The organism is Streptomyces sp. S186, assembly GCF_051603415.1.
Classification (GTDB): Bacteria; Actinomycetota; Actinomycetes; order Streptomycetales; family Streptomycetaceae; genus Streptomyces.
In genome coordinates this window covers 3390063-3410101 of the sequence record NZ_CP193932.1, presented here as the reverse complement: position 1 = coordinate 3410101, position 20039 = coordinate 3390063, and the positions used below count along the sequence as shown (strand labels likewise).

At 73.9% G+C, this 20039-nt stretch carries 15 protein-coding genes; 7 read left to right on the top strand and 8 right to left on the bottom strand.

Going from position 1 to position 20039, the window contains the following annotated elements:
* Positions 1-120: 120 nt before the first annotated feature.
* Complete coding sequence (locus ACRAS8_RS14255) at positions 121-1464, top strand: PAS domain-containing protein (protein WP_438490478.1); 1344 nt, start codon at positions 121-123, stop codon at positions 1462-1464.
* A 70-nt stretch (positions 1465-1534) separates the two neighbouring features.
* Here ACRAS8_RS14255 and ACRAS8_RS14250 read toward each other — a convergent pair whose 3' ends face one another.
* A complete protein-coding gene (locus tag ACRAS8_RS14250) occupies positions 1535-2302 on the bottom strand; it encodes an SIS domain-containing protein (RefSeq protein WP_438486432.1) in 768 nt (255 codons plus the stop codon).
* Positions 2303-2560: 258 nt separating this feature from the next.
* On the opposite strand from ACRAS8_RS14250, the gene ACRAS8_RS14245 reads away from it, so the two are divergent.
* Both ACRAS8_RS14245 and ACRAS8_RS14240 read left to right on the top strand, forming a co-directional pair.
* A complete protein-coding gene (locus tag ACRAS8_RS14245; protein WP_018540380.1) occupies positions 2561-3253 on the top strand; it encodes a metal-dependent transcriptional regulator in 693 nt (230 codons plus the stop codon).
* Between the two features lie 497 nt (positions 3254-3750).
* Positions 3751-4626, top strand: coding sequence for an alpha/beta fold hydrolase (locus ACRAS8_RS14240; protein ID WP_438486431.1), 876 nt, complete (start codon positions 3751-3753; stop codon positions 4624-4626).
* 94 nt (positions 4627-4720) lie between these two features.
* Here ACRAS8_RS14240 and ACRAS8_RS14235 read toward each other — a convergent pair whose 3' ends face one another.
* The 6 genes from ACRAS8_RS14235 to ACRAS8_RS14210 form a co-directional block, all read right to left on the bottom strand.
* Positions 4721-5377, bottom strand: coding sequence for a hypothetical protein (locus tag ACRAS8_RS14235; protein WP_438486430.1), 657 nt, complete (start codon positions 5375-5377; stop codon positions 4721-4723).
* A gap of 413 nt (positions 5378-5790) precedes the next feature.
* Positions 5791-7047 carry a hypothetical protein gene (locus ACRAS8_RS14230; RefSeq protein ID WP_438486429.1) on the bottom strand — a complete coding sequence of 419 codons (1257 nt, stop codon included), beginning with the start codon at positions 7045-7047 and terminating at the stop codon, positions 5791-5793.
* The gene (locus tag ACRAS8_RS14225; protein WP_438486428.1) at positions 7037-9160 is read right to left on the bottom strand and encodes a hypothetical protein; all 2124 of its coding nucleotides are present in this window, start codon (positions 9158-9160) and stop codon (positions 7037-7039) included. Before ACRAS8_RS14225 ends, ACRAS8_RS14230 begins: the two co-directional genes overlap by 11 nt.
* Positions 9161-9780: 620 nt before the next feature.
* A complete protein-coding gene (locus ACRAS8_RS14220) occupies positions 9781-11403 on the bottom strand; it encodes a transporter (protein ID WP_438486427.1) in 1623 nt (540 codons plus the stop codon).
* Complete coding sequence (locus tag ACRAS8_RS14215) at positions 11400-12239, bottom strand: ABC transporter ATP-binding protein (protein ID WP_438486426.1); 840 nt, start codon at positions 12237-12239, stop codon at positions 11400-11402. The genes ACRAS8_RS14220 and ACRAS8_RS14215 overlap by 4 nt, the downstream gene beginning before the upstream one ends.
* Positions 12240-12336: 97 nt before the next feature.
* On the bottom strand, positions 12337-13011 hold the full coding sequence (locus tag ACRAS8_RS14210; protein ID WP_438486424.1) for a bifunctional DNA primase/polymerase: 675 nt from the start codon (positions 13009-13011) through the stop codon (positions 12337-12339).
* Positions 13012-13480: 469 nt separating this feature from the next.
* On the opposite strand from ACRAS8_RS14210, the gene ACRAS8_RS14205 reads away from it, so the two are divergent.
* The gene (locus ACRAS8_RS14205) at positions 13481-14872 is read left to right on the top strand and encodes a transcriptional regulator (RefSeq protein ID WP_438486422.1); all 1392 of its coding nucleotides are present in this window, start codon (positions 13481-13483) and stop codon (positions 14870-14872) included.
* Positions 14873-15130: 258 nt separating this feature from the next.
* Complete coding sequence (locus tag ACRAS8_RS14200) at positions 15131-16894, top strand: hypothetical protein (RefSeq protein WP_438486420.1); 1764 nt, start codon at positions 15131-15133, stop codon at positions 16892-16894.
* Positions 16895-17117: 223 nt separating this feature from the next.
* On the opposite strand, the gene ACRAS8_RS14195 is transcribed toward ACRAS8_RS14200, so the two are convergent.
* The gene (locus ACRAS8_RS14195) at positions 17118-18458 is read right to left on the bottom strand and encodes an ABC transporter substrate-binding protein (protein WP_438486418.1); all 1341 of its coding nucleotides are present in this window, start codon (positions 18456-18458) and stop codon (positions 17118-17120) included.
* A 171-nt stretch (positions 18459-18629) separates the two neighbouring features.
* Here ACRAS8_RS14195 and ACRAS8_RS14190 point away from each other — a divergent pair, with 171 nt between their 5' ends.
* Positions 18630-19088, top strand: a complete 459-nt coding sequence (locus tag ACRAS8_RS14190; protein ID WP_438490477.1) for an SCO4402 family protein — start codon at positions 18630-18632, stop codon at positions 19086-19088.
* Between the two features lie 58 nt (positions 19089-19146).
* Entirely contained in the window at positions 19147-20037 is an 891-nt protein-coding gene (purU, locus tag ACRAS8_RS14185) for a formyltetrahydrofolate deformylase (RefSeq protein WP_438486416.1), read from the top strand.
* Positions 20038-20039: the final 2 nt, after the last annotated feature.

Genomic DNA, 20039 nt, shown 5'->3' with positions numbered 1-20039 from the left:
GGCACGGAGGACGGGCCGGGGCAGGCGACCCCCGGGGCGCCGCGGTCCGGCGCCGGCGCCGAGCCCGACCGGCCCCCGGACACCGACGACTCCGGACTGCTCGCCGCCCTCCTGGACGGCATGGACGCCGCCCTGATGGCCTTCGCCGCGGACGGCACGGTCACCCACTGGAACCACGAGGCCGCGCGCATCCTCGGGTGGACCGCCGAGGAGGCGGTCGGCCGCCCCGGCCTGAAGGGGTGGGCGGTCCGCGCGGAGGACGCCGACGGCGTGCAGTCCGCGCTGGCGGCCGCCATGCGCGCCCCGGGCCGCCAGGTGCACGACTTCGCCCTGCTGGCCAAGGACGGCCACCGCGTCCTGGTGCGCACCCAGTCCTCCGCCGTGCACGCCCCGGACGGGCGGGTCGCCGGGGCGTACTGCGCCTTCGGCGAGTCGCACACCCAGCTCGACCTGGAGCGGGCCGTGGCACTCAGCGAGGCGCTCTTCGAGGAGGCCACCTGGGGCGTGGTGCTGATCGACGCAGACCTGCGCCCCGCGGTCGTCAACGCGCACGCCGCCCGCGTCATCGGCAGGGGCCGTACGGCGCTGCTGGGCCGGCCGCTGGGCGAGGTGCTGGCCCAGGGCGTCGAGGAGCTGGAGAACGCCTTCCAGCACGTCCTGGCCGAGGGCACGCCGCCGGCCGTCGCGGAGGTGTGGGTGACGCTGCGGGACGGCGAGGCCGAACTCCCGCGCCGGTGCTGGCGCAGCGGTTTCATCCGGCTGGCCTCGCCGCTGGCGGAGGAGCCCGTTCCGCTCGGTGTGGCCTGGCTCTTCCAGGACGTCACCGACCTCAAACGGGCCGAGCAGGACGGCTCCCTGCTGCGCTTCCGCGCCCACCAGCTGCACCGCGCGGGCCGGGCCGCCGCCGAGTGCCCCGACCCGGCCGAGGCCGCCGCCGTCCATCTTGACTTCGCCCTGGCGGGCTTCGCCGACCACGCCCTGGTCGACCTCGCCCGCACCCCGGGCCCGGCCCCGTACGGCGCGGTGGACGCGGACGCCGCCTGGGCCGCGGATTCGCCGCCCACCGAGGACGGCGGGACCGGTACCGCGGCGCCGCGGCTGGTACGGGCGCTGGCCTCCCCGGCGGGCGCGCCCGGCCCCTCGGAGGCCGTCCCGCCGACCGGCATCCCGGTGGCCTACGTCCCGGGCCATCCGGCGCTCCAGGCGTACGCGCGGTGCGGCTCGGTACGGGCCACCGCGGGACCGGCCCCGGCCGAGGGCTGGGCGGCCGCCCGCAACTGGCCGGACGGCACGGTCCACGGACTGTGCGTGGTGCTCCGCAGCCGGGGTCGCACCCTCGGGGTCGCCACCTTCCTGCGGGCGCCCGCCCGCCGCCCGTTCGACCGCGCGGACGCCGACTACGCCGAGGAGGTCGCCGCCCGGGTCGCGGCCGCCCTCGACCTCGCGGGGGCGGCAGAGGCGTGAACGGGCCGGGGCACCGGCGTCCGGCCCGCCGGCGTCCGGCCCATCCGTGCCCGGGGGCTGCCCGGTGCCCTCAGTGCCGGTAGAAGATCCGGTCCCCGTACTCCCGCATCACCCGGCCGTTCCACTCGTGGCCGCCGTCCACGTTGCCCGAGCGCAGCAGCGGCGGCTGCACCCCGCGCTCGGCGAGCGCACCGGCCGCGGTCGCCACCACGGCCTGCATGATCGCGGCGGTGACGACCGTGGAGGCGGGGGCGAACGGCGCCTCGATGCCGGGCATCGTCAGCTCCGCGTCGCCGACCGGGATCCGGCTGTCCAGGACGATGTCGCAGTGGTCCTTGAGGTGGCTGCCCGAAGAGTGCCGGGACTTGGTGGCGGCCGCGTAGGCCACCGACGTCAGGCCGATGACCTTGATGCCGAGGGCCCGCGCGTTGATCGCCATCTCGACCGGCAGCGCGTTCCGCCCCGAGAGCGAGATGATCACCAGGACGTCGCCGCGCTCCAGCGGACTGGTGTCCAGCACCGCCCCGGCCAGCCCGTCGACCCGCTCCAGCGCGCTGCCCAGCGTCGCCGGGCGGACGTCCACACCGACGACCCCGGGGACGGCGAGGAGGTTCATGACCGCCAGTCCGCCGGCACGGTAGACGGTGTCCTGAGCGGGCAGCGAGGAGTGCCCTGCCCCGAAGGAGAAGACCCGGCCGCCCGCCTCCACGGTGTCCGCGATCATCCGTCCGGCCGCCGCGATCCGGTCCGCCTCCGCGTCGCGGACCTGGCGCAGCAGGTCGATCGCGGCGTCGAAGTACCGCCCGGCCAGCCCCTCGCTCCGGTCGCTCTCAGCCATTGCCGCGGGCCCCTCTCGTCGCGTCTGGATGGGATCTGTGGCGGACGGCACCGGCGCGCCGGCGCCCCGTCGTCGTCGCCTCGTGGATCAGTGGCCCGGATCACGTTGCGGTCTGGACCAGCGCGCTGTCAATACGCCGGGCAACGCACCGTCGCGCCGGTCGCGGAGCCTGTGCTGCGCGGACGAGGAGGCACCGTTGTCAGTGGGATGCGTCAGAATTGAATCCAGGGCCACCGCACGACATATCGAGGGGCACGCATGTCCGGACTGATCGACACCACGGAGATGTATCTCCGCACCATCCTCGAACTGGAAGAGGAGGGTGTGGTCCCCATGCGCGCCCGCATCGCGGAGCGGCTGGAACAGAGCGGCCCGACGGTCAGCCAGACCGTGGCCCGCATGGAGCGGGACGGCCTGCTCACGGTCGCCGGCGACCGGCACCTGGAGCTGACGGAGGAGGGCCGCCGGCTGGCCACGCGGGTGATGCGCAAGCACCGCCTCGCCGAGTGCCTGCTGGTCGACGTCATCGGCCTGGAGTGGGAGCAGGTGCACGCCGAGGCGTGCCGCTGGGAGCACGTGATGAGCGAGGCGGTCGAGCGCCGCGTCGTGGAGCTGCTGCGCCACCCCACCGAGTCCCCGTACGGCAACCCCATCCCGGGCCTGGAGGAACTGGGCGAGAAGGCCGAGGCCGACCCGTTCCTGGACGCCGGCATGGTGAGCCTGATGGATCTGGACCCCGGAGCCGACGGCAAGACGGCCGTGGTGCGCCGGATCGGCGAGCCCATCCAGGCCGACGCCCAGCTGATGTACACGCTGCGGCGGGCCGGGGTGCAGCCGGGCGCGGTGGTCAGCGTGACGGAGTCCCCGGCCGGCGTGCTGGTCGGCAGCAGCGGCGAGGCCGCCGAGCTGGACGCCGAAATCGCCAGTCATGTCTTCGTCGCCAAGCGCTGAGCCGGCGCCGCTTTCGCCCATGAGCCCGCTGAGCTGCGCCGATGTGCGCACCGGCGGGCTCGTCAACGTCCGGCGCGATGAACGGTCTTGTGTGAGTCCGTGCGAATCGGCCGCGCTCGTGTCACTCTGGCGCTGACGCATGGCCATGCGTCGTCACTCCGGCATGCTGCGTTGACGGCCGAGGGGGCCCGGATGTGTCCACTGAGACCGGTCGGGGACGGTCAGGGCCCCGGCGCTGCGAGCTGCCGGGGCCCTGCCTCCCCATGTCCCCCCACCGTGACCCGGAGCCCCGAGCTCTCAGGGTCGTTCCCCACGGGCCCCCTTCCCGGTAGGGCCCGCCTCCCGGCAGATGTCTCCCCGTGGTGGGCGTGGCCAATCCCGCAGCAAGGTCACTCAAAAGTGGGGTGTTGGGCGCGGCAGCGATCCGTTCGAATGCAGGTTCGATAGTCTGGGGTGTGCGGGGCTGGTCAGGGGGGCGATTGGGGGTGCCAGGGCACATGGTGCGGCGTATCGATGTGACGGGATCCGGCGGCGTGCGGCTCGCGGCCTGGGAGTTCACCGACCCGCCCAAGAGCGGCGGCGGCCTGGGGGAGAGCGGGCGGCGGCCCGGTGTGCTGCTGCTCCACGGCCTGATGGGCCGCGCCTCCCACTGGGCGGACACCGCCCGCAGGTTGAGCGCCGCACACCGCGCGGTCGCCCTCGACCAGCGCGGTCATGGCCGCAGCGAGAAGCCCGCCGACGGTCCGCTCGACCGCACCGCCTACGTCGAGGACGCCATCGCCGCCGTCGAGCAGCTGGAGCTGGCCCCGGCGGCCCTGGTCGGCCACGCCATGGGCGCCCTGACGGCCTGGCAGGTGGCGGCCCGCCGCCCGGATCTGGTCAGCGCCCTGGTGATCTGCGATATGCGCGCCTCGGCGCTGGGCGCGGCCTCGCAGCGCGAGTGGGCGGAGTGGTTCCGCTCCTGGCCGGTGCCGTTCGCCACCCTCGCCGACGTCCGCAAGTGGTTCGGCGAGGACGATCCGACGCTGGAGCGCCCCCGGCCGGCCCGCGGCGAGTTCTTCGCCGAGGTGATGGCCGAGCGCGCCGACGGCTGGCGCCCGGTCTTCTCCCGCCGCCAGATGCTCAGCGCCCGCGAGACCTGGGTGCACGACGCCCACTGGGAGGAGCTCGCCCAGGTCACCTGCCCCACCCTCGTCGTCCGCGGCCTCGATGCCCAACTCGGCCGCGCCGAGGCCCAGGAGATGGTCCGCGTCCTGCCGCGCGGCACCTACGCCGAGATCCCCGACGCCGGCCACCTGCTGCCCTGGGAGCAGCCCGACGCCTGGTGCCGCGCCATCGAGCCCTTCCTCGGCGCGGTGGCGGCCCGCTCCTGAGGACGGGGCGGAGGCCCGGGCGGGCGTGGGTCCCCGCACGGATCACGGCACGGTCACTGCAACCACCCGACGCAGCAGGAAAGTTGACGCCACCTCACCCGGCCCCGTCGAATTTCCACACCAGCGGCTTCGTGGTGCCTGTGGTGCCCGTGTCGCCCCTGTCGCCCCAGTGAATCTCCAGGGACCGGGCACCCCCGGGGATCATGTACGTCCGGCAGATGACATGGCTCTCGCCGACCTGCCAGTTGTCGATGTCGACCGGGTCCTCGCAGCCGGGGAGGTCCTCCGGGGCGCCGGTGAGCAGGCCGCCGCGCTGACCGTCGGCGTAGATCCCGGTGCCGTTGACCACCTTCGACAGGCCCTTGACGACGACGGGGCCCTTGTTCGTGAACTTCACATAGACGGTCGCCGCGACCAGGCCGTTGGCGTCCTTGGGGTCCTGGACCATCTTCTGCGCGTCGGCCTCGGTGCCCACATGGACCTGCTGCGCGAGGACCTCGTAGGTGATTTTCCCGGAGTCCTCCTTGTACTGCACGGTGCCGCTCTGGCCGGACTTCAGTACACCGTCACCGGCCGCATCGGCCGGCTTCCCGCCGACCGGCGCCCCGGTATGCGCGGAGCTCTCCCCGACGTCCGCCCGGGGACCGGTGGCGGAAGCCGGCGCGCCCTTGCCGTCGCAGGCGGACAGCGCCAGCGCCAGGACGGCGACCGGCGCGGCGGCGCGCAGCCATGCGGCCTTGGTGTGCAGCAAAACGTTCTCCTGGTCCTTGCTCTCCCCCGTTGCACGGCACCGTTGCCCAGTGCGCGCGAACGGCCGTGAGAGCGGAGCATAAGAGCGTGCTTTCCACCCTGTCGAAACGCGTCATACGGGCGCCCGTCACCTGGCGTTGGGCCGGTCCGGGAGCGTCCCGGCTGATTCACCGCAATTCCCGCGAAACGGCTCGCGGATTCCACCGTCGTCATCGCCCAATTGCGGGTGAATTCAGCGGCATTGCGCTCCGGCCGGGCACGGAGGGTAATCCCCGAACAAAACTTGTACCCGGTTTTCGCATGAGTGGGGTGGGACGGTCGGGATGCCGTGCTGCCTGCGGCGGCGCGGCACGCCGTACCGCCCCGCCCTCCCGGCTACGTGCCCACGCCAACGTCCGGGTGACGGCTACGTGCCTACGCCAACGTCCCGGAGAAATCGCCACGTTGGACCCGGGCGGTGAGCGAGTCGCCCGCCAGCAGGGAGCCGTAACCGGTGGCGGCCCAGAGGCTCCGCTCCGCCGGCACCTCGAAGTACGGGACCGGGCGGCCCTCCAGGCGGTCGGTGAGGACTTCGGGCGCGCGGCGGGTGCGGACGGCGCGGAGGCAGGCGTCGCAGGCGGCGACCCGGAGCTGCTCCCGGCGGCCCAGCGGCCGCCAGGGTATGCGGCGGACGGCCGGGCCGTGCAGCGGGTGGAAGAAGCACAGCGGCAGCGTGACGGGAGCCGGGGAAAGCGCCGCGCGGCCCTCGGCCACCAGCGCGAACACGCCCGCCAGGTCCGGTATGCCGCGGGCGCGGTCCAGCACCGTGCCGGCCGCGGCATAGGCGTCCAGGGCGCGCTCGATGGCCGCCGGGTCGCCGTCGGCGGTGCGGGCCTCCTCGCCGAGCCGCACCACCGCCTCCCCTGCCCGCTCGCGCAGCCCCTCCTCGTCGGCCTGGTGCGCGGCGGCGAAGACCGACCGGGGCACGGCGAACGGCGTCCCGAAGTCGCGCAACCGGGACCGGCGCCGCAGCAGCAGCCAGGCCGCGGCGAGCACCAGCACCGGCCCGGCGGCCGGCGCCACGATCCGGAGGACCGGGGACGTCCCCGCCGCGGGCCTCTTGGGGGTGCTGTCGCCCGACGTGTGGAGGCGGGCGGTGAGCCGCTCGTACACCTGGTCGCCGTCGCCGGCCTTGATGATGTCGATCGCCCGGGATATGCGCTTGGTCAGTCCGGCGCCCTTCAAGGCGTCGTCGAAGTACACGGAGGCGGCGGCGTGTTCCGCCTGGTGGGTGTTGGCGGGCCACTCCTTGGCCGCGATGTCGCCGGCGAGCTCCCCGGGCGTGATGAGGATGGCCGGGCCGCCGCCCATCCGCTCGTGCACCACCTCGGCGAGCTGCTCCGGCTTGCCGCCCCAGTTGTCGCCCTCGACCAGCGGGACCAGCACCACCCGGATCGGCAGCCGGGCCTGCCCGATCTGCCGCGCCAGGGCGCGCTGGTCGTCCGCGTCGACCGCCGAGGAGAGGGACGGATCGACGTACACCGGCGAGCCGCGCAGGGCGTCCGCGATCTTCTGCCCCGGGCTCTCGGCGGCCGCGGCGGGCCCCGCGACGGCGCAGAGCAGTGCGGCGGAGGCCGCGCCCACGGCGAGGGCGGACCGCAGCGGACGGCGGTGGCGAAGGTCAGTTGACACCGAAGGACTCCCGTACCTCGCGGGTGAGTTGATCTATACCGGCGCCGTTGGCGAGCGCCGCCAGGGGGCCGGGATGCAGCGGGTAGGGGTGGTAGCCCAGGCACCCGGAAGCGTCCGCACCGTACAGTCGCAGCACCTCGCCGGGCTTCTCCCGGCAGGCCGCGCACACCGGGCGTATGGGCACCTTGCGGCGGCCGGCGGGCGGCTTGGGCCGCCGCTCGGCGGCCGTGCCGTGCAGCGGATTGCGGTGGCAGACATACGCCGGGGCGGACGGCTCCCGGACCGCGGCCCGCCCGGCCCGCGCCAGCACGATCGCGCACGCCAGGCCGGCGGGGGTGGCATCGCCGTCGACGCGCCCGTCGCTGTCGCCGTCGACCAGCAGCGCGGCCGCGTCCAGACACTCCCACGCCCGGCGCCGGGCCGCCTCCGGCAGCTCGGCCACCGACTCCAACTCGGCCGTGAGCGCGTCCACTTCCGCCCACGCCGTACGCCGCAGCCACGTCCGGCGGGGCTCCACGGGCGCCGCCGCCGCGGCCACGGCCCGGGCGCGCCCCCGGCCCAGCCACCGGACGAGCGCCCAGACCGCCACCACCAGCCCGAAGAGCAGCATGGCGGCCAGCCCGCCGATGAACAGCCCGGCCCGGAAGTCCCCGGTGAACAGGCCGGGAAGCTTCTGCTGCGCGACCGGGTCCGGCGCGGGCGGCGGGTCGTAAGGCCGGCCGGGACGCGCGGACCGGGGGGCCTTGGAGAGATAGGTGAGCAGCTTGTCCAGACGGGAGCCGAGCGGGGCCGCGGCGGGATCCGCGGAGGAGAGGCCGCCGGGACGGTCGTAAAGGTAGGAGGGCTCCACAGGGACGCCGTAGTTGACGATCTCGATACGGCCGCTCGTCGGGTTGGCGAGCACGAACAGGGCGTCCCGGCGCAGGCGGTCGTGGAGTCGCTTCGCCAGGAGATCCTCGTCGCCCTGCGACTCGTCGTCCGTCGACATGGGCACGGCGGCGATCAGCACCGGGACGGGCAGGCCGCCGAGTCGCTTGCGCAACGCCGCGTGCTGCGCGGCGTCCAGAGGCGACCCGATCTCCGGATCGACGTAGAGCGGGTCGTGGCGGAGCCCCTCGGAGATGCGGTCGACCCGGGCCCGCATATCGGCGGCCGTCGGCACCGAACCGTCTCCGGTGGTGGTGTCGTCGAAGACCCGCGACGCGGTGAAGGCGAGCAGCGCCGCGAGTACCAGCGCGCCGAGCTCCAGCGATGGCCACTGCCGCCGTGGCCGAGCGGGGGCGGCTGCGCCGCCGGGCTCGGCCGACGGCCCGGCCCGGCCGGTACCGCCGACGGCTCGGCCGGTACCGCCTTTCGCGGTGCCGCCGCTCGGGTCGCGTCGGGAACGGCGCCTGGCTCCCGCGTACTTCGTGATCAGCAGCGCCGTCAGCGGCACTCCGATGACCGTGACACCGGTCAGAAAGCTCTGGTCCTCACGATCCGTCTGCGTGGTGTGCAGAGCGGGGGGCTCATCGGAGTTGTCCGCACCGCCGTAACGAGCGCGGGCCTGATCGGCGCGCTGATGGGCCTGCCCCGAGAGGAGCATGTCGGTGAAGTGCCGGAACGCTTCGCGGGGCGTGGCGTCCATGGGCATCTCGTACATCGTCGCGGTCTTCGCGTCCTGTGCGCCCGGCACGCTCATGCCGAATGCCTGGACGTCCGACAGGCCCATCTCGGACAGCGCGACATACAGCCCCTTGCGCCCCAGATGGTCGTGGATTCCCGCGAGCAGCCCGGAATCCGGACTCCCGGAGGCGGCGAACGGCAGCACGACGACATACGTCGGAACGTGCAGCCGCCGGGCCTGCGCGGCGAAGAAGGGGGCCGTGGAGCGGGGCACGGCGCGCGGCAGTTCGTCGCTGACGTACACCGGGTCGTGCCGGAGCTGTGCGGCGAGGTACGCGGATGGCCCCGTTGGGGCCTGTGCCTGTGCCGGGGCCTGTGCCTGTGCGGCGTTTGCCGCGCCGACGGTGAGCAGCGCCGAGCCTGCGGTGAGGAGGGCCGCGATGGCGGCGAACAGTGCTGCCAGCGATCTCGTCGCCCGCGACGTGCCGGAGCGTTGCGTGCGTTGCACGGCTTTCACCGCCCCCCTCGTTCTTGTCGTTGCGATGACGCTACAGCGGTGGGTTGTGGCGCGGGGAAGGGTGTGGATAACTCGGGCGGGGGCGCGGGTGTTTGTCTGTCGGTCGTGTGGTGGGTGCGGGGTGGGGCTGTGGGGCGGTCCTCCGGGGGTGGGTTGTCGGACTGCTTCGCTTTACGCTCCGCTTCGCTCCGCCTTTGCTCTAATTCGAGCCTTCGGAAGCAAAGCCCGACAACCCACCCCCTCCGGCCCACTCCACAGCCCCACCCCTCCCGTACGCGAGCGGCCCCCGCCCGGTGGGGGTGAGGAAAGAAGGGCCGTCGTGGTGGCCCTCCAACCAGAAGCTCGGGTTGAGCGTGAGCACCCCTGACCTCCCCTTTCCCCAGAGGCGGGGAGTCGCGTCTCCGGCGGGAGGGTGTGGGGCCGGAGGGGTGGGTGTTCGGACGTAAAGCGCAGCAGTCCGAACACCCACCCCGGAGGCCCCGCACCCGCCACCCACCACACACAGAGGCGGCCCCCACCCCACACACCCCTCCGCCGAAGGCGGAAAGACCGAAGCTCCACGGCGGGATAGCCGACAACGTGGGGCGCCCCCCGACAACGTGGGGGAAAGGTCACCCCTTACTAACGGCCGCCAGAATCTCCGGCAGTCGGGTCGCCGCCCGTGGGGCCGCGACCCGCAGCCCCAGGGTCGCGATACCCAGCCCGTACAGCGCGCCGACCGGCAGTACGGTCCACAACAGGCTGTGCAGGTCGGCCACATGGAGGCCGATGGTCAGTGCCAGCAGCGGGGCGATCAGCGCGGTGGCAGCCAGCAGGCCGACGAGGAAGCCGCCCCATGCGAGTGAGCCCTGGCCGGCGGCCGCGGCCTTGTTGCTCTCCGCGGGGACCGAGTACGGGGTCAGTGCCGAGGCCACCGCCCCTGTGGCCACCAGCGAGCCGAACAGGGCCAGCGAGAGGCCGTAGACCTCCGGGAAGGCCGACCACGGGCCGAGAAGGGCAGCGGCGGCGACGGTGACCAATGTGACGTACGGGACGGCCACCAGCGCCACGGCCAGCGCACGCGCCCTCAGCTCCTCGTAGGCGTCGCGTGCGGTGGAGATCGTCGAGGCCACCATCCAGAATGCCGAGGTGTCCTGCCCGAACTGGTTGAACATCTGCGAACCGAGCATCCCGGCCGCCCACAAGGCGGTGTAGACACTGCGGTTGCCCTGGAAGGACCAGACGACCGGCATCAGCAGGCCGAAGCCGAGCGACATCGACCAGGACATCTTGGACTTCGGGTCGCGCCAGGCGTAGCGCAGCGTACGCAGCATGGCGGTGCCCGTCCGCCCGCCCGGCAGCAGGCGTACGAGGCCCGTCTCCCCACCCTTCGGCCGCCGCGCGCTGTCCTTCTCCACGGCCTGGAGGGTGGAGGAGTCCGGTGCGGTCATCAGGGCCGTCAGGGTGCGCTGCCACCACCACAGGAGGAGGGCCAGAGCCAGTGCCGTCAGTGCCAGGCCGGCCGCCGCGCGTCCGTAGGCGCCGTGCCCGGCGTCGTCCACCGCGCTGATCGCGGAGGCCGGTGGCACCCAGCGCAGCACGCCGCCCAGCGGTTCGAGTATGGACAGGCCGTCGGGGCGGCCCAGTCGTTGGGTGACGAGGTTGATGCCCTGGGCGCCGAGGGCGGTGAACAGGCCGCCCAGTACGGCGAGGTCGCGGCCGCGGCGGCTGGTCAGCAGCCGCGTCGAGGCGGTGGCGATCGCCCGCGCCAGGGCGACGCACACGAGCACCACCAGGACGACGGCCGTGACGCCGACGACGGCTCCGACCGCCCCGTTGGCGACCGAGATCACCGCGCCGGTCACCACGGCGAGCGTGATGACCGGCCCGATTCCGACCAGCGACGTCACCAGCAGCGCACGGATCAGCGGGCGCGGCCGCAGCGGCAGCATCACCAGCCGGGTCGGGTCGAGGGTCTCGTCGCCCGTGGGGAAGAACAGCGGCATCACCGCCCAGCCCAGGGTGAGGACGCCGATGAGAAGGACGGCGAGCGCGCCGGCGTGCGGATTGCCGCGCAGCGCTATCAGGCCGAGGACGACCAGGCCCGCGACGACCAGGCCCATGAATGCGGAGGCGACATACCCCACCGTGCGGCCCGGTGACTGCCGCATGCCGTTGCGCAGCAGCGTCAGCTTGAGCCGGACGAAGACGGAGATCGGCGACGAGGGGGCGGTGGCGGTGGCTTCGGTGCTCATCGGGCGCCGCCGCCCAGCCAGTCGAGGTCCTGGCCGGCGCCGCGGCCGCGGGCGCCGACCAGTTCGAGGAACGCGTCCTGCAGCGAGGGCGCGGCGCCGCGCACCTCGGCCAGCGGGCCCTGTGCGCGGATCCGGCCGGCGGCCATCACGGCGACCCAGTCGCAGAGCGACTCGACCAGCTCCATCACGTGGCTGGAGAAGATCACGGTGGCCCCGGAGGAGGTGTAGCGCTCCAGCACGCCGCGGATGGTCTGCGCGGACACCGGGTCGACGCCTTCGAAGGGCTCGTCCAGGAAGAGGATCTCCGGGTTGTGCAGCAGGGCTGCGGCCAGGCCGATCTTCTTGCGCATGCCGGTGGAGTAGTCGACGACGAGCTTGTGCTGGGCGCCGGAGAGGTCGAGCACGTCCAGCAGCTGGCCGGCGCGCTTGTCCACCTCGGCGCCGGGGAGGCCGCGCAACCTGCCTATGTAGGCGAGGAGTTCCCGTCCGGAGAGGCGCTCGAAGAGGCGCAGGCCCTCGGGCAGTACGCCGATCCGGGACTTGACCGCCACCGGGTCGCGCCAGACGTCGTGGCCGCCGATCTCGACCAGTCCGGAATCGGGCCGCAGCAGGCCCGTCACCATGGAGAGCGTGGTGGTCTTGCCGGCGCCGTTGGGGCCGACCAGACCTATGAAGTGGCCCGCCGGCAGCGTCAGGTCGATGCCGTGGACGGCGGTCTGTTCGCCGAACCGCTTCCACAGGCCCTCGATGCGGACCGCGGGCGGGCCGTCCACGGCGCCGCCCGGGGCCGTGACCGACCCGTCCCGCTCTTGCTTCTTCTCCGGTTCGCTGGCCACGGCCTGCCCTTCGACGTCCCCGCAGGGGCCTGGTCATGGCCCCCGTCCAGGCGTCCCACGATACGGGCAGGCACTGACATACCGACTGGGGGCCGGGTCAGCGTGCGCGGAGGGCCGCGGCGTCGCGTGCGCAGGCGTACGCCAGCGGGCTGATCAGCTCTTCCGCGTCCGGCAGCCAGCGGTTGCTGGCGGTGGGGCGGCGCGCCCACTGCACCGCGCCGTGCGAGCCGACCCGGGTCGGCGGCGCCGCGATGTACTCGCCCTCGCCGCGGCAGATCAGGTCGAGCGCGGCCGGCGGCCAGCCGAGGTTCCGCACCAGGTCCGGGACCTTCGCGGAGGCGCCGGGGAGGACGAGGAAGAGCATTCGGCGGTCCGGGGTGCGGGTCACCGGGCCGAGGGTCAGGCCCAGCCGCTCCATCCGGGCCAGCGCCAGGCAGCCCGCCATCTCGGGTACGTCCAGGGCCTCGAACGTCCGGCCCGTCGGCAGCAGGATCGACGCCCGGGGGTGTTTGTTCCACATCCGGCGGACGGCGGTGGCGCTGCCGGTGGCCGTGCCGGCCCAGCCGGGTGCGGTCGGATGGGCGCCGGGGGAGGGGCAGTTGACGGTGCCGCACGAGCAGCGCGGCCGGTCGCCGTCGTGCTCCAGCCATGCGCCGGGGAACACCTCCCAATGGCGTTCCTCCGCGTAACGCACCGCAGTTTCGATGAGTTGCTCGCCGCGCTGTTTGGGGATCTGCGGGGCTCCTGTTGTGACTCCGATGGTCTCTTCCACGAAGATGACAACTGCACGTGTCACCAAGGGTTACGGCCGAATGGGTGACTGCCCCGGCGCATCGTTCCCGCACGTGGGGCGCATGGATGCACCAGTGGGGGCGCGTGTGCGGAGGAGGCCCGGGAAGCGGGTAGCCACCTGCGTGACGGGCGGAGAGGCCGCCCGGCGGTCGGCCGGTGCAGCAGGGGAGAGCTGCATCGCCCGCCGTGACCGGTGCACGGGCACCGGGCGCCCCCTCCTCGTGGACCAGCCCTTCGCGGCACGGACGTCGGGATGCCGCGCTTCGCACGACGACGCACGGGCAACGCGCACATCGCACGTATCCCGGGCATCCGATGCGAAGCGCGTCGCCCGGTTCGTACCGCCGCATATCCCGGATGTCTTGGATATCCCGGATATGTACGGGGAATTGATCGCGGGGACGGCGTTCGCCGGTGAACGCGCAGCAGCAGTACAGGGGGTACACACCATGGCCGCCAGGCCACTCGTCGCGCGCCAGCCCAATGAACGGCTGCAGGCGCTCATCCAGGAGGCCGGCTGTTCCAACGCCGGTCTGGCCCGCCGCGTCAACATGTGCGGCGCGGAACACGGCCTCGACCTGCGCTACGACAAGACCTCCGTGGCCCGTTGGCTCCGCGGACAGCAGCCGCGGGGCCGCGCCCCGGCCATCATCGCCGAGGCCCTGGGCCGCAAACTGGGCCGCACGGTCACCATCGACGAGATCGGGATGGCCGACGGCAAGAACCTCGCGTCCGGGGTGGGGCTGCAGTTCTCACCGACCGTCCCGGGCGCCATCGAGCAGGTCTGCGAGCTGTGGCGCAGCGACGTGGGGCGGCGGGACTTCCTGAGCGGCTCCACGGTCGCCGCCTCCGCGCTGGTCGAGCCCAGCCGGGACTGGCTGATCACCGGGGCGGACAGCCAGGTGTCCCGCAACGCCGGGGCCCGGGTGGGCATTTCGGACGTCGCGGCCGTACGGGCCATGACGTCGGCGCTCAGTGAACTGGACCACCGCTTCGGCTCCGGGCACGTCCGGCCCGTCGTCGTGCACTACCTCAACAGCGTCGTCTCGGGGCTGCTGGCCGGGTCGTACCGCGAGGCGGTCGGGCGGGAACTCTTCGCCGCGGTCGCGCGGTTGACCGAACTGGGCGGCTACATGGCCGTCGACACGGGGCAACCCGGCCTGGCGCAGCGCTACTACATCCAGGCGCTGCGGCTGGCGCAGGCGGCCGGCGACCGCGGCTACGGCGGCTATGTGCTGGCCGCCAGCATGAGCCATCTGGCCGCGTCGCTGGGGAACCCGCGGGAGATCGCCCAGTTGGCGCGGGCCGCCCAGGAGGGGGCACGGGGGCAGGTCACGCCCAGGGCGGAGGCGATGTTCTTCGCCGCGGAGGCGCGCGGCCATGCCCTGATGGGCGACGCCCGGGCCTTCCAGTCGGTCGCGGGCCGCGCGGTGGCGGCCATGGAGCGCGCCGAGGCAACGGCCGACGCCGGCGACGACCCGGCGTGGATCGGCCATTTCGACCCGGCCTATCTGGCCGACGAACTGGCCCACTGCCACCGGGACTTGGGTCAGCCGGCCCCGGCCGCGCAGCGCGCGCAGGAGGCGCTGGAGGGCCATCCGCCGGGCCGGGCGCGCCGCCGCGCCATCGGGCTGGTGCTGCTGGCCAGCGCCCAGGCGCAGCAGCGGGAGGTCGAGCTGGCCTGCCATACGGGCACCCAGGCGCTGGAGTTGCTGGGCGCGCTGCGCTCGGACCGCGGTACGGAATACCTGGACGACTTCCGGCAACGTCTGGAGCCATATCAGGACGAACCCGTCGTAAGGGAATTCACCGCACGGATGGAACTCCGCGCCGTGGCGTGAGCAACGCCTCAGCGGGCGGCCGCGGGCCGGGAAAACGGGGGCGGGGCACGCGCGGAAGGAGGAACGGGCCGAGGGGCGTTCGGCCGTGTGCTGCCGGGGCGGGCCGGGGATTCCGGCCCGCCCGCCGGGCGTCCGGCGGCGCCGGGGCCGGGGCCGCTCCGCGATCGGGCGGTTACCAGGACACATGGTCGAACGTTGCCGCGAACCGGTAGCGTGCAGCCGACGATTCCATAGGTCTGCACGATGGTAGGAGTCCCGGTGACGCAGAGCGGACAGGGTCACGACCCGCAGAATTCTGCGGCCGGCCCGGCCAGGGAGGGCATAGTGCTGCCCGCTGGCGGCGGAGACGCCTGGGCGCCCGAGCAGCAGGCCGCACCACCCGCCGGACAGCCGTGGGGCCAGCCCTGGGGGCCCGGCCAGCAGCCGGCCGCACCGCAGGCGCCCGCGCAGCCCGGAAGCACCCCGGGCGGGCCGCAGCCGTACGGGCAGCACGCGGCGCAGGGCTACCCGGCCGCCCAGCACCCGGCCGCCCAGCCCCCCGTCACGCAGCAGCCCCCGCCGATGCCGGCCGCGGCTCCCCCGATGCCCCCGCAGGCGCCCCAGCAGCCCGCCCCGGCGCCCCAGGCGGGCCCGCCGGCCGCCGGGCCGCTGCCGCCCCCCGCCGGGGGCCCCGAGGCCACCACCGTCCTCCCCCTCGCCGGCCGGTCCGCCCAGCAGCCGGCCCCCGCCGGTCAGCCCGGGGCCGGCGCCCTGCCGCCGCAGAACGCCCCGTACGCCGGCCAACAGCCGCCCCCGTCCGGCGAGATAGTCCGCGCCACCCGGCAGGCCGGCGCGCCGCTGCCGCCCGCCGCGGGCGACGCCGAGGCGACCACCGTCCTGCCGCCCGTCGCCGGCCACGCCCCGCCCGGCGCCCCCGGTGCCGCCCCGCTGCCGCCCCAGGCCGCCGCCCCCGAGCACGGCGACACGGCCACCCAGACGCTGCGGGCGATCAAGCCCCACCAGGCGCCGCCGGCCGGCCAGCCGATGCCGCCGTCCCAGCCGATGCCCGGCGCCGGCACCGAGGGCTCCGAGCCCACCCAGCTGATCCCGCCGGTCGGGGGCGCCGCCGGCGCCGCGGCGCCCACCCCGCCGCCCGGCGCGCCCTACGGCGTCCCGCCCGGTGCGCCCGGCGGGCGGCCGACCCCCGCCGAGTTCGACGGCCTGTTCCGCGACGGCCCGGCCGGCCCGGGCGCGGCCGCCGCCCCCGACTCCACCGCGCAGCTGCCGCGCTTCGACCACCAGGCCCCGCCGCCCTACGGCCAACAGGGCGGCCCCGGCAGCCCGTTCGCCCCCGCTGGCGGGCAGGACCAGTACGCCTCCTACGAGGACGACGGCGGTCGACGCCGCAGGATTCCCGCGGCGGCGATCGTCGGTGCGATCGTGGTCGCACTGGCGGCCGTCGGCCTCGGAGTCGGCTGGGCGCTCAGCGGCAGTGGTGGCGACGACGCCGGCCAGAAGAAGAAGGAAGAGCCCGGCTCCAGTACGGCCAAGTCGGCCGGCGACAACGCCTCCAAGTCGGCCGACGACCCGGCCGCGGGTCAGGCCAAGGGGCTGGACGCGCTGCTCGCCGACAGCAACAACAGCCGCTCCGCGGTCATCGGCGCCGTCCAGAGCATCAAGTCCTGCAGCAACCTCGCCGGTGCCGCCAACGACCTGCGGTCCGCCGCGGGCCAGCGCAACGACCTGGTCAAGCGGCTCCAGCAGCTCCCGGTGGACAAGATCCCGAACAGTGCGGAGCTGACCGCCGCGCTGACCAAGGCATGGCAGTCCTCCGCCGCCGCCGACAACCACTACGCGGCCTGGGCCGACAAGGTGGGCGGCAAGGGCGGCTGCGACAAGGGCCACGCCAAGGGCGGCAAGGAGGCGTCCCAGGGGAACGCGGCCAGTGGCGCGGCCACCCAGGCCAAGCGGCAGGCGGCGGGCCTGTGGAACCCGCTCGCCCAGAAGTACGGCCTCCGGGAGCACCAGCCCGAGCAGCTGTGACGACAGGGCCTGCCCCCGCGGGTCACTAGGGCGCTTCTGATGGGTCTCCGCGGCGTCGCGGCGCCTGGCACGGCACCTCGCCGCGTTGCCGAAACGTCCCGATAGCTCCGCTATCAAGACGCTCCGGCGCCTTGCGATGCTCCCCCATGCCCTGAACGGGCACGGGAGGTACCCCCATCCCCAGACGCCGCGACCTATCCGCCACTGACCCATCGGACACGCCCTAGTGGTCCGTCGGCCGCCGCTCCAGTGTCCCGCCGACGTCGACGAACCCCTCCTGGGCGGCGACCAGTTCGCCGTTCCGCACCACCTGGTACGTCACGTTCGCGTTGACGATGCGCGGGAAGTCCGCGACGGCCAGCATGTCGTCGTCGCGCCAGCGCAGCTTCGGCGTCAGACCGCCGGTGTCGACGGCCCGGTCGCCGCGGTCCAGGGCGGACTGGAGCGCGTGCGCGGTGATGTCCGCCACGCCCGCGTCGGCCAGCTGCCGGATCACCGCGCTCAGCACGGTGTAGGCGATCCAGGTCGTCTGGACACCCTGGTCGGCCGGATCGAGGCGGTTGTCGTCGAACGCCTCCTCGGTGATCACCCGGCGCATCGGCGCCCAGCGTGGATCGCCGGGCACCGGGTACCAGCCGGTGACGTCCGCGCCCTCCAGAGGACCCGAGGCGCCGCCGGTGCGGTTCACCATCGACTGGTCGACGCTGCCCAGGACGGAGCCGACCCGCACCGCGGGGCTGCTCTCCTGGAGGCGCCGGAAGGAGTCGAAGAAGGTGTCGGTGTCGTCGCCCAGCGAGGCCGCCACACAGGAGCCGGGCGCCTCGCCGCCGGAGCGCGCCGTCCCGTAGCGGGCGGGTTCCGCGCCCACCGCCTTCAGGGCGGCGGTCACCTGCGCCGAGTAGTCGGTGCGACCCTCGGGTGCCTTGACGTCCACGGCCGGACTGCTCCGGCCGGCTCCGCGCCCGCTGCCGAGGCCGGCGTCGAGGAGGCCCGGCATCTGGTCGCCCTGGATGGTGTCCGGGCGGACCAGCGCCACCCGCCGGCAGTCCGCGGCCAGTTGGCGGCCGTTCCCGGCCAGGAGGGCGGCCTGGCCGCCGTTGACGGGGTAGGACAGCGGGCTGGCGAACTCCTCGGCGGACGCGCCGTAGCCACCGATGTACGGGATGCCGGCCCCCTCCAGCGGCGACATGAACGAGCGGCCCCACTGGCTGTACGAGCCGACCACCGCGACCGCCCCGGCGTCCACCGCGCGCCGGGCGCACCGCGCGGCCTCCACCGAGTCGTCGTGCTCGTTGCAGGTGAGGACCTTCAGCGGGTGGCCGGCGATGCCGCCGCGGGAGTTGACCCAGCGGGCGTACGCCTGCGCCATGGCCGGCATGCCCGGCATGTTGGTCGTCCGGGTGCCCTCGGGCGCCCAGGTCATCACCGTGACCGGTTCCCCCTCCCCGCCCCCTGTGCCGGGGAGGGGGCCGCAGCCGGACAGCAGCGACGCGAGGGCCGCCGTGCACGCCGCGGCGGTCGCCGAAGCGCGAGGGAAGGGGAAGGGGCGTCGCCGACCGGTCATGGCCCCGCAGCCTCGCGTCCCGTACCGAACGCGTGCGTGACACCCGGACAACGGACGGTGACATCGCGGTGAAGTCCGGGGGGCCGATCGAGAGCAATCGGGAGGAACGTACGATTCCCTGCTGTGCAAGGTTCGGAGAAGTCTTCCCGTCGCGGCCGCCGCTCGACCACCATGGGCGCTATGCCGCTCTCCGACATGCCGTGGTGGCGCTGGCGCAGCAATGTGCGCTCCGCGCTGCACATGCTCTCCGACCCCGTTTTCCAGCAGCACACCTGGCTCGCCGGCCGGCCCGGATACGGGGACGTGACGGACGCCGTCTACCGGCTCGTCGAGGACACCTGGCTGGACAACTGGTCCGCCGACAAGTACATCGGCACGATCTTCCGCGACACCCAGGAGGCGCAGCTGGTGGACGTCGCCGTCCTACGGGTGCTGCGCATCATGCACGCCGTCGGGCCGGACGCCCCGGTCGCCGCCTACATGGAGCACCCCGGCTGGCCCGACGCCGTACGGGCCGCCCGCGAGGCGCACGTCCAGATGGCCGCCGCGGACGGCGAGGACCCGGACACCGCCCCGCACTCCCTCGACGCGCTGGCGGCCCTGACGGGCCCGCTCCAGGCCCCCGCCTGACCGCTGCTCCCGGCGCTGCGGTCGGAGCTGCCCGGCGGATATGCGACCCTATGAGGTCATGAGCGAGTCGCAGCCCACCCAGCCCGGTCAGCAGGACCGGAACAACCAGTACGTCCTCACGCTGTCCTGCCCGGACAAGATGGGGATCGTGCACGCCGTCTCCAGCTATCTCTTCATGACCGGCTGCAACATCGAGGACAGCCAGCAGTTCGGCGACCACAGCACCGGGCTGTTCTTCATGCGCGTCCACTTCACCGCGGACGCGCAGGTCGACGTCGAGAAGCTGCGGGCCAGCTTCGCGGCGGTGGGCGACTCCTTCGGCATGGACTGGCAGATCCACCGGGCCGACGAGAAGATGCGGGTCGTGCTGATGGTGTCCAGGTTCGGGCACTGCCTGAACGATCTGCTCTTCCGCTCCCGGATCGGCGCGCTGCCCATCGAGATCGCGGCCGTGGTCTCCAACCACACCGACTTCGCCGAGCTGGTCGGCTCGTACGGCGTCCCCTTCCACCACATCCCGGTGACCCGGGACACCAAGGCCGAGGCCGAGGCGCAGCTGCTGGAGCTGGTGGAGAGGGAGCGGATCGAGCTGGTGGTGCTCGCCCGCTACATGCAGGTGCTCTCCGACGACCTCTGCAAGGCGCTGGCCGGCCGCGTCATCAACATCCACCACTCCTTCCTGCCGAGCTTCAAGGGCGCCCGGCCCTACCACCAGGCGCACGCCCGCGGCGTCAAGCTGATCGGCGCCACCGCGCACTACGTCACCGCGGACCTCGACGAGGGCCCGATCATCGAGCAGGAGGTCGAGCGCGTCGGCCACGAGGTCACGCCGGACCAGCTGGTGGCGATCGGCCGGGACGTGGAGTGCCAGGCGCTGGCGCGGGCCGTGAAGTGGCACAGCGAGCGCCGGGTGCTGCTCAACGGCACCCGCACGGTGGTCTTCGCCTGACG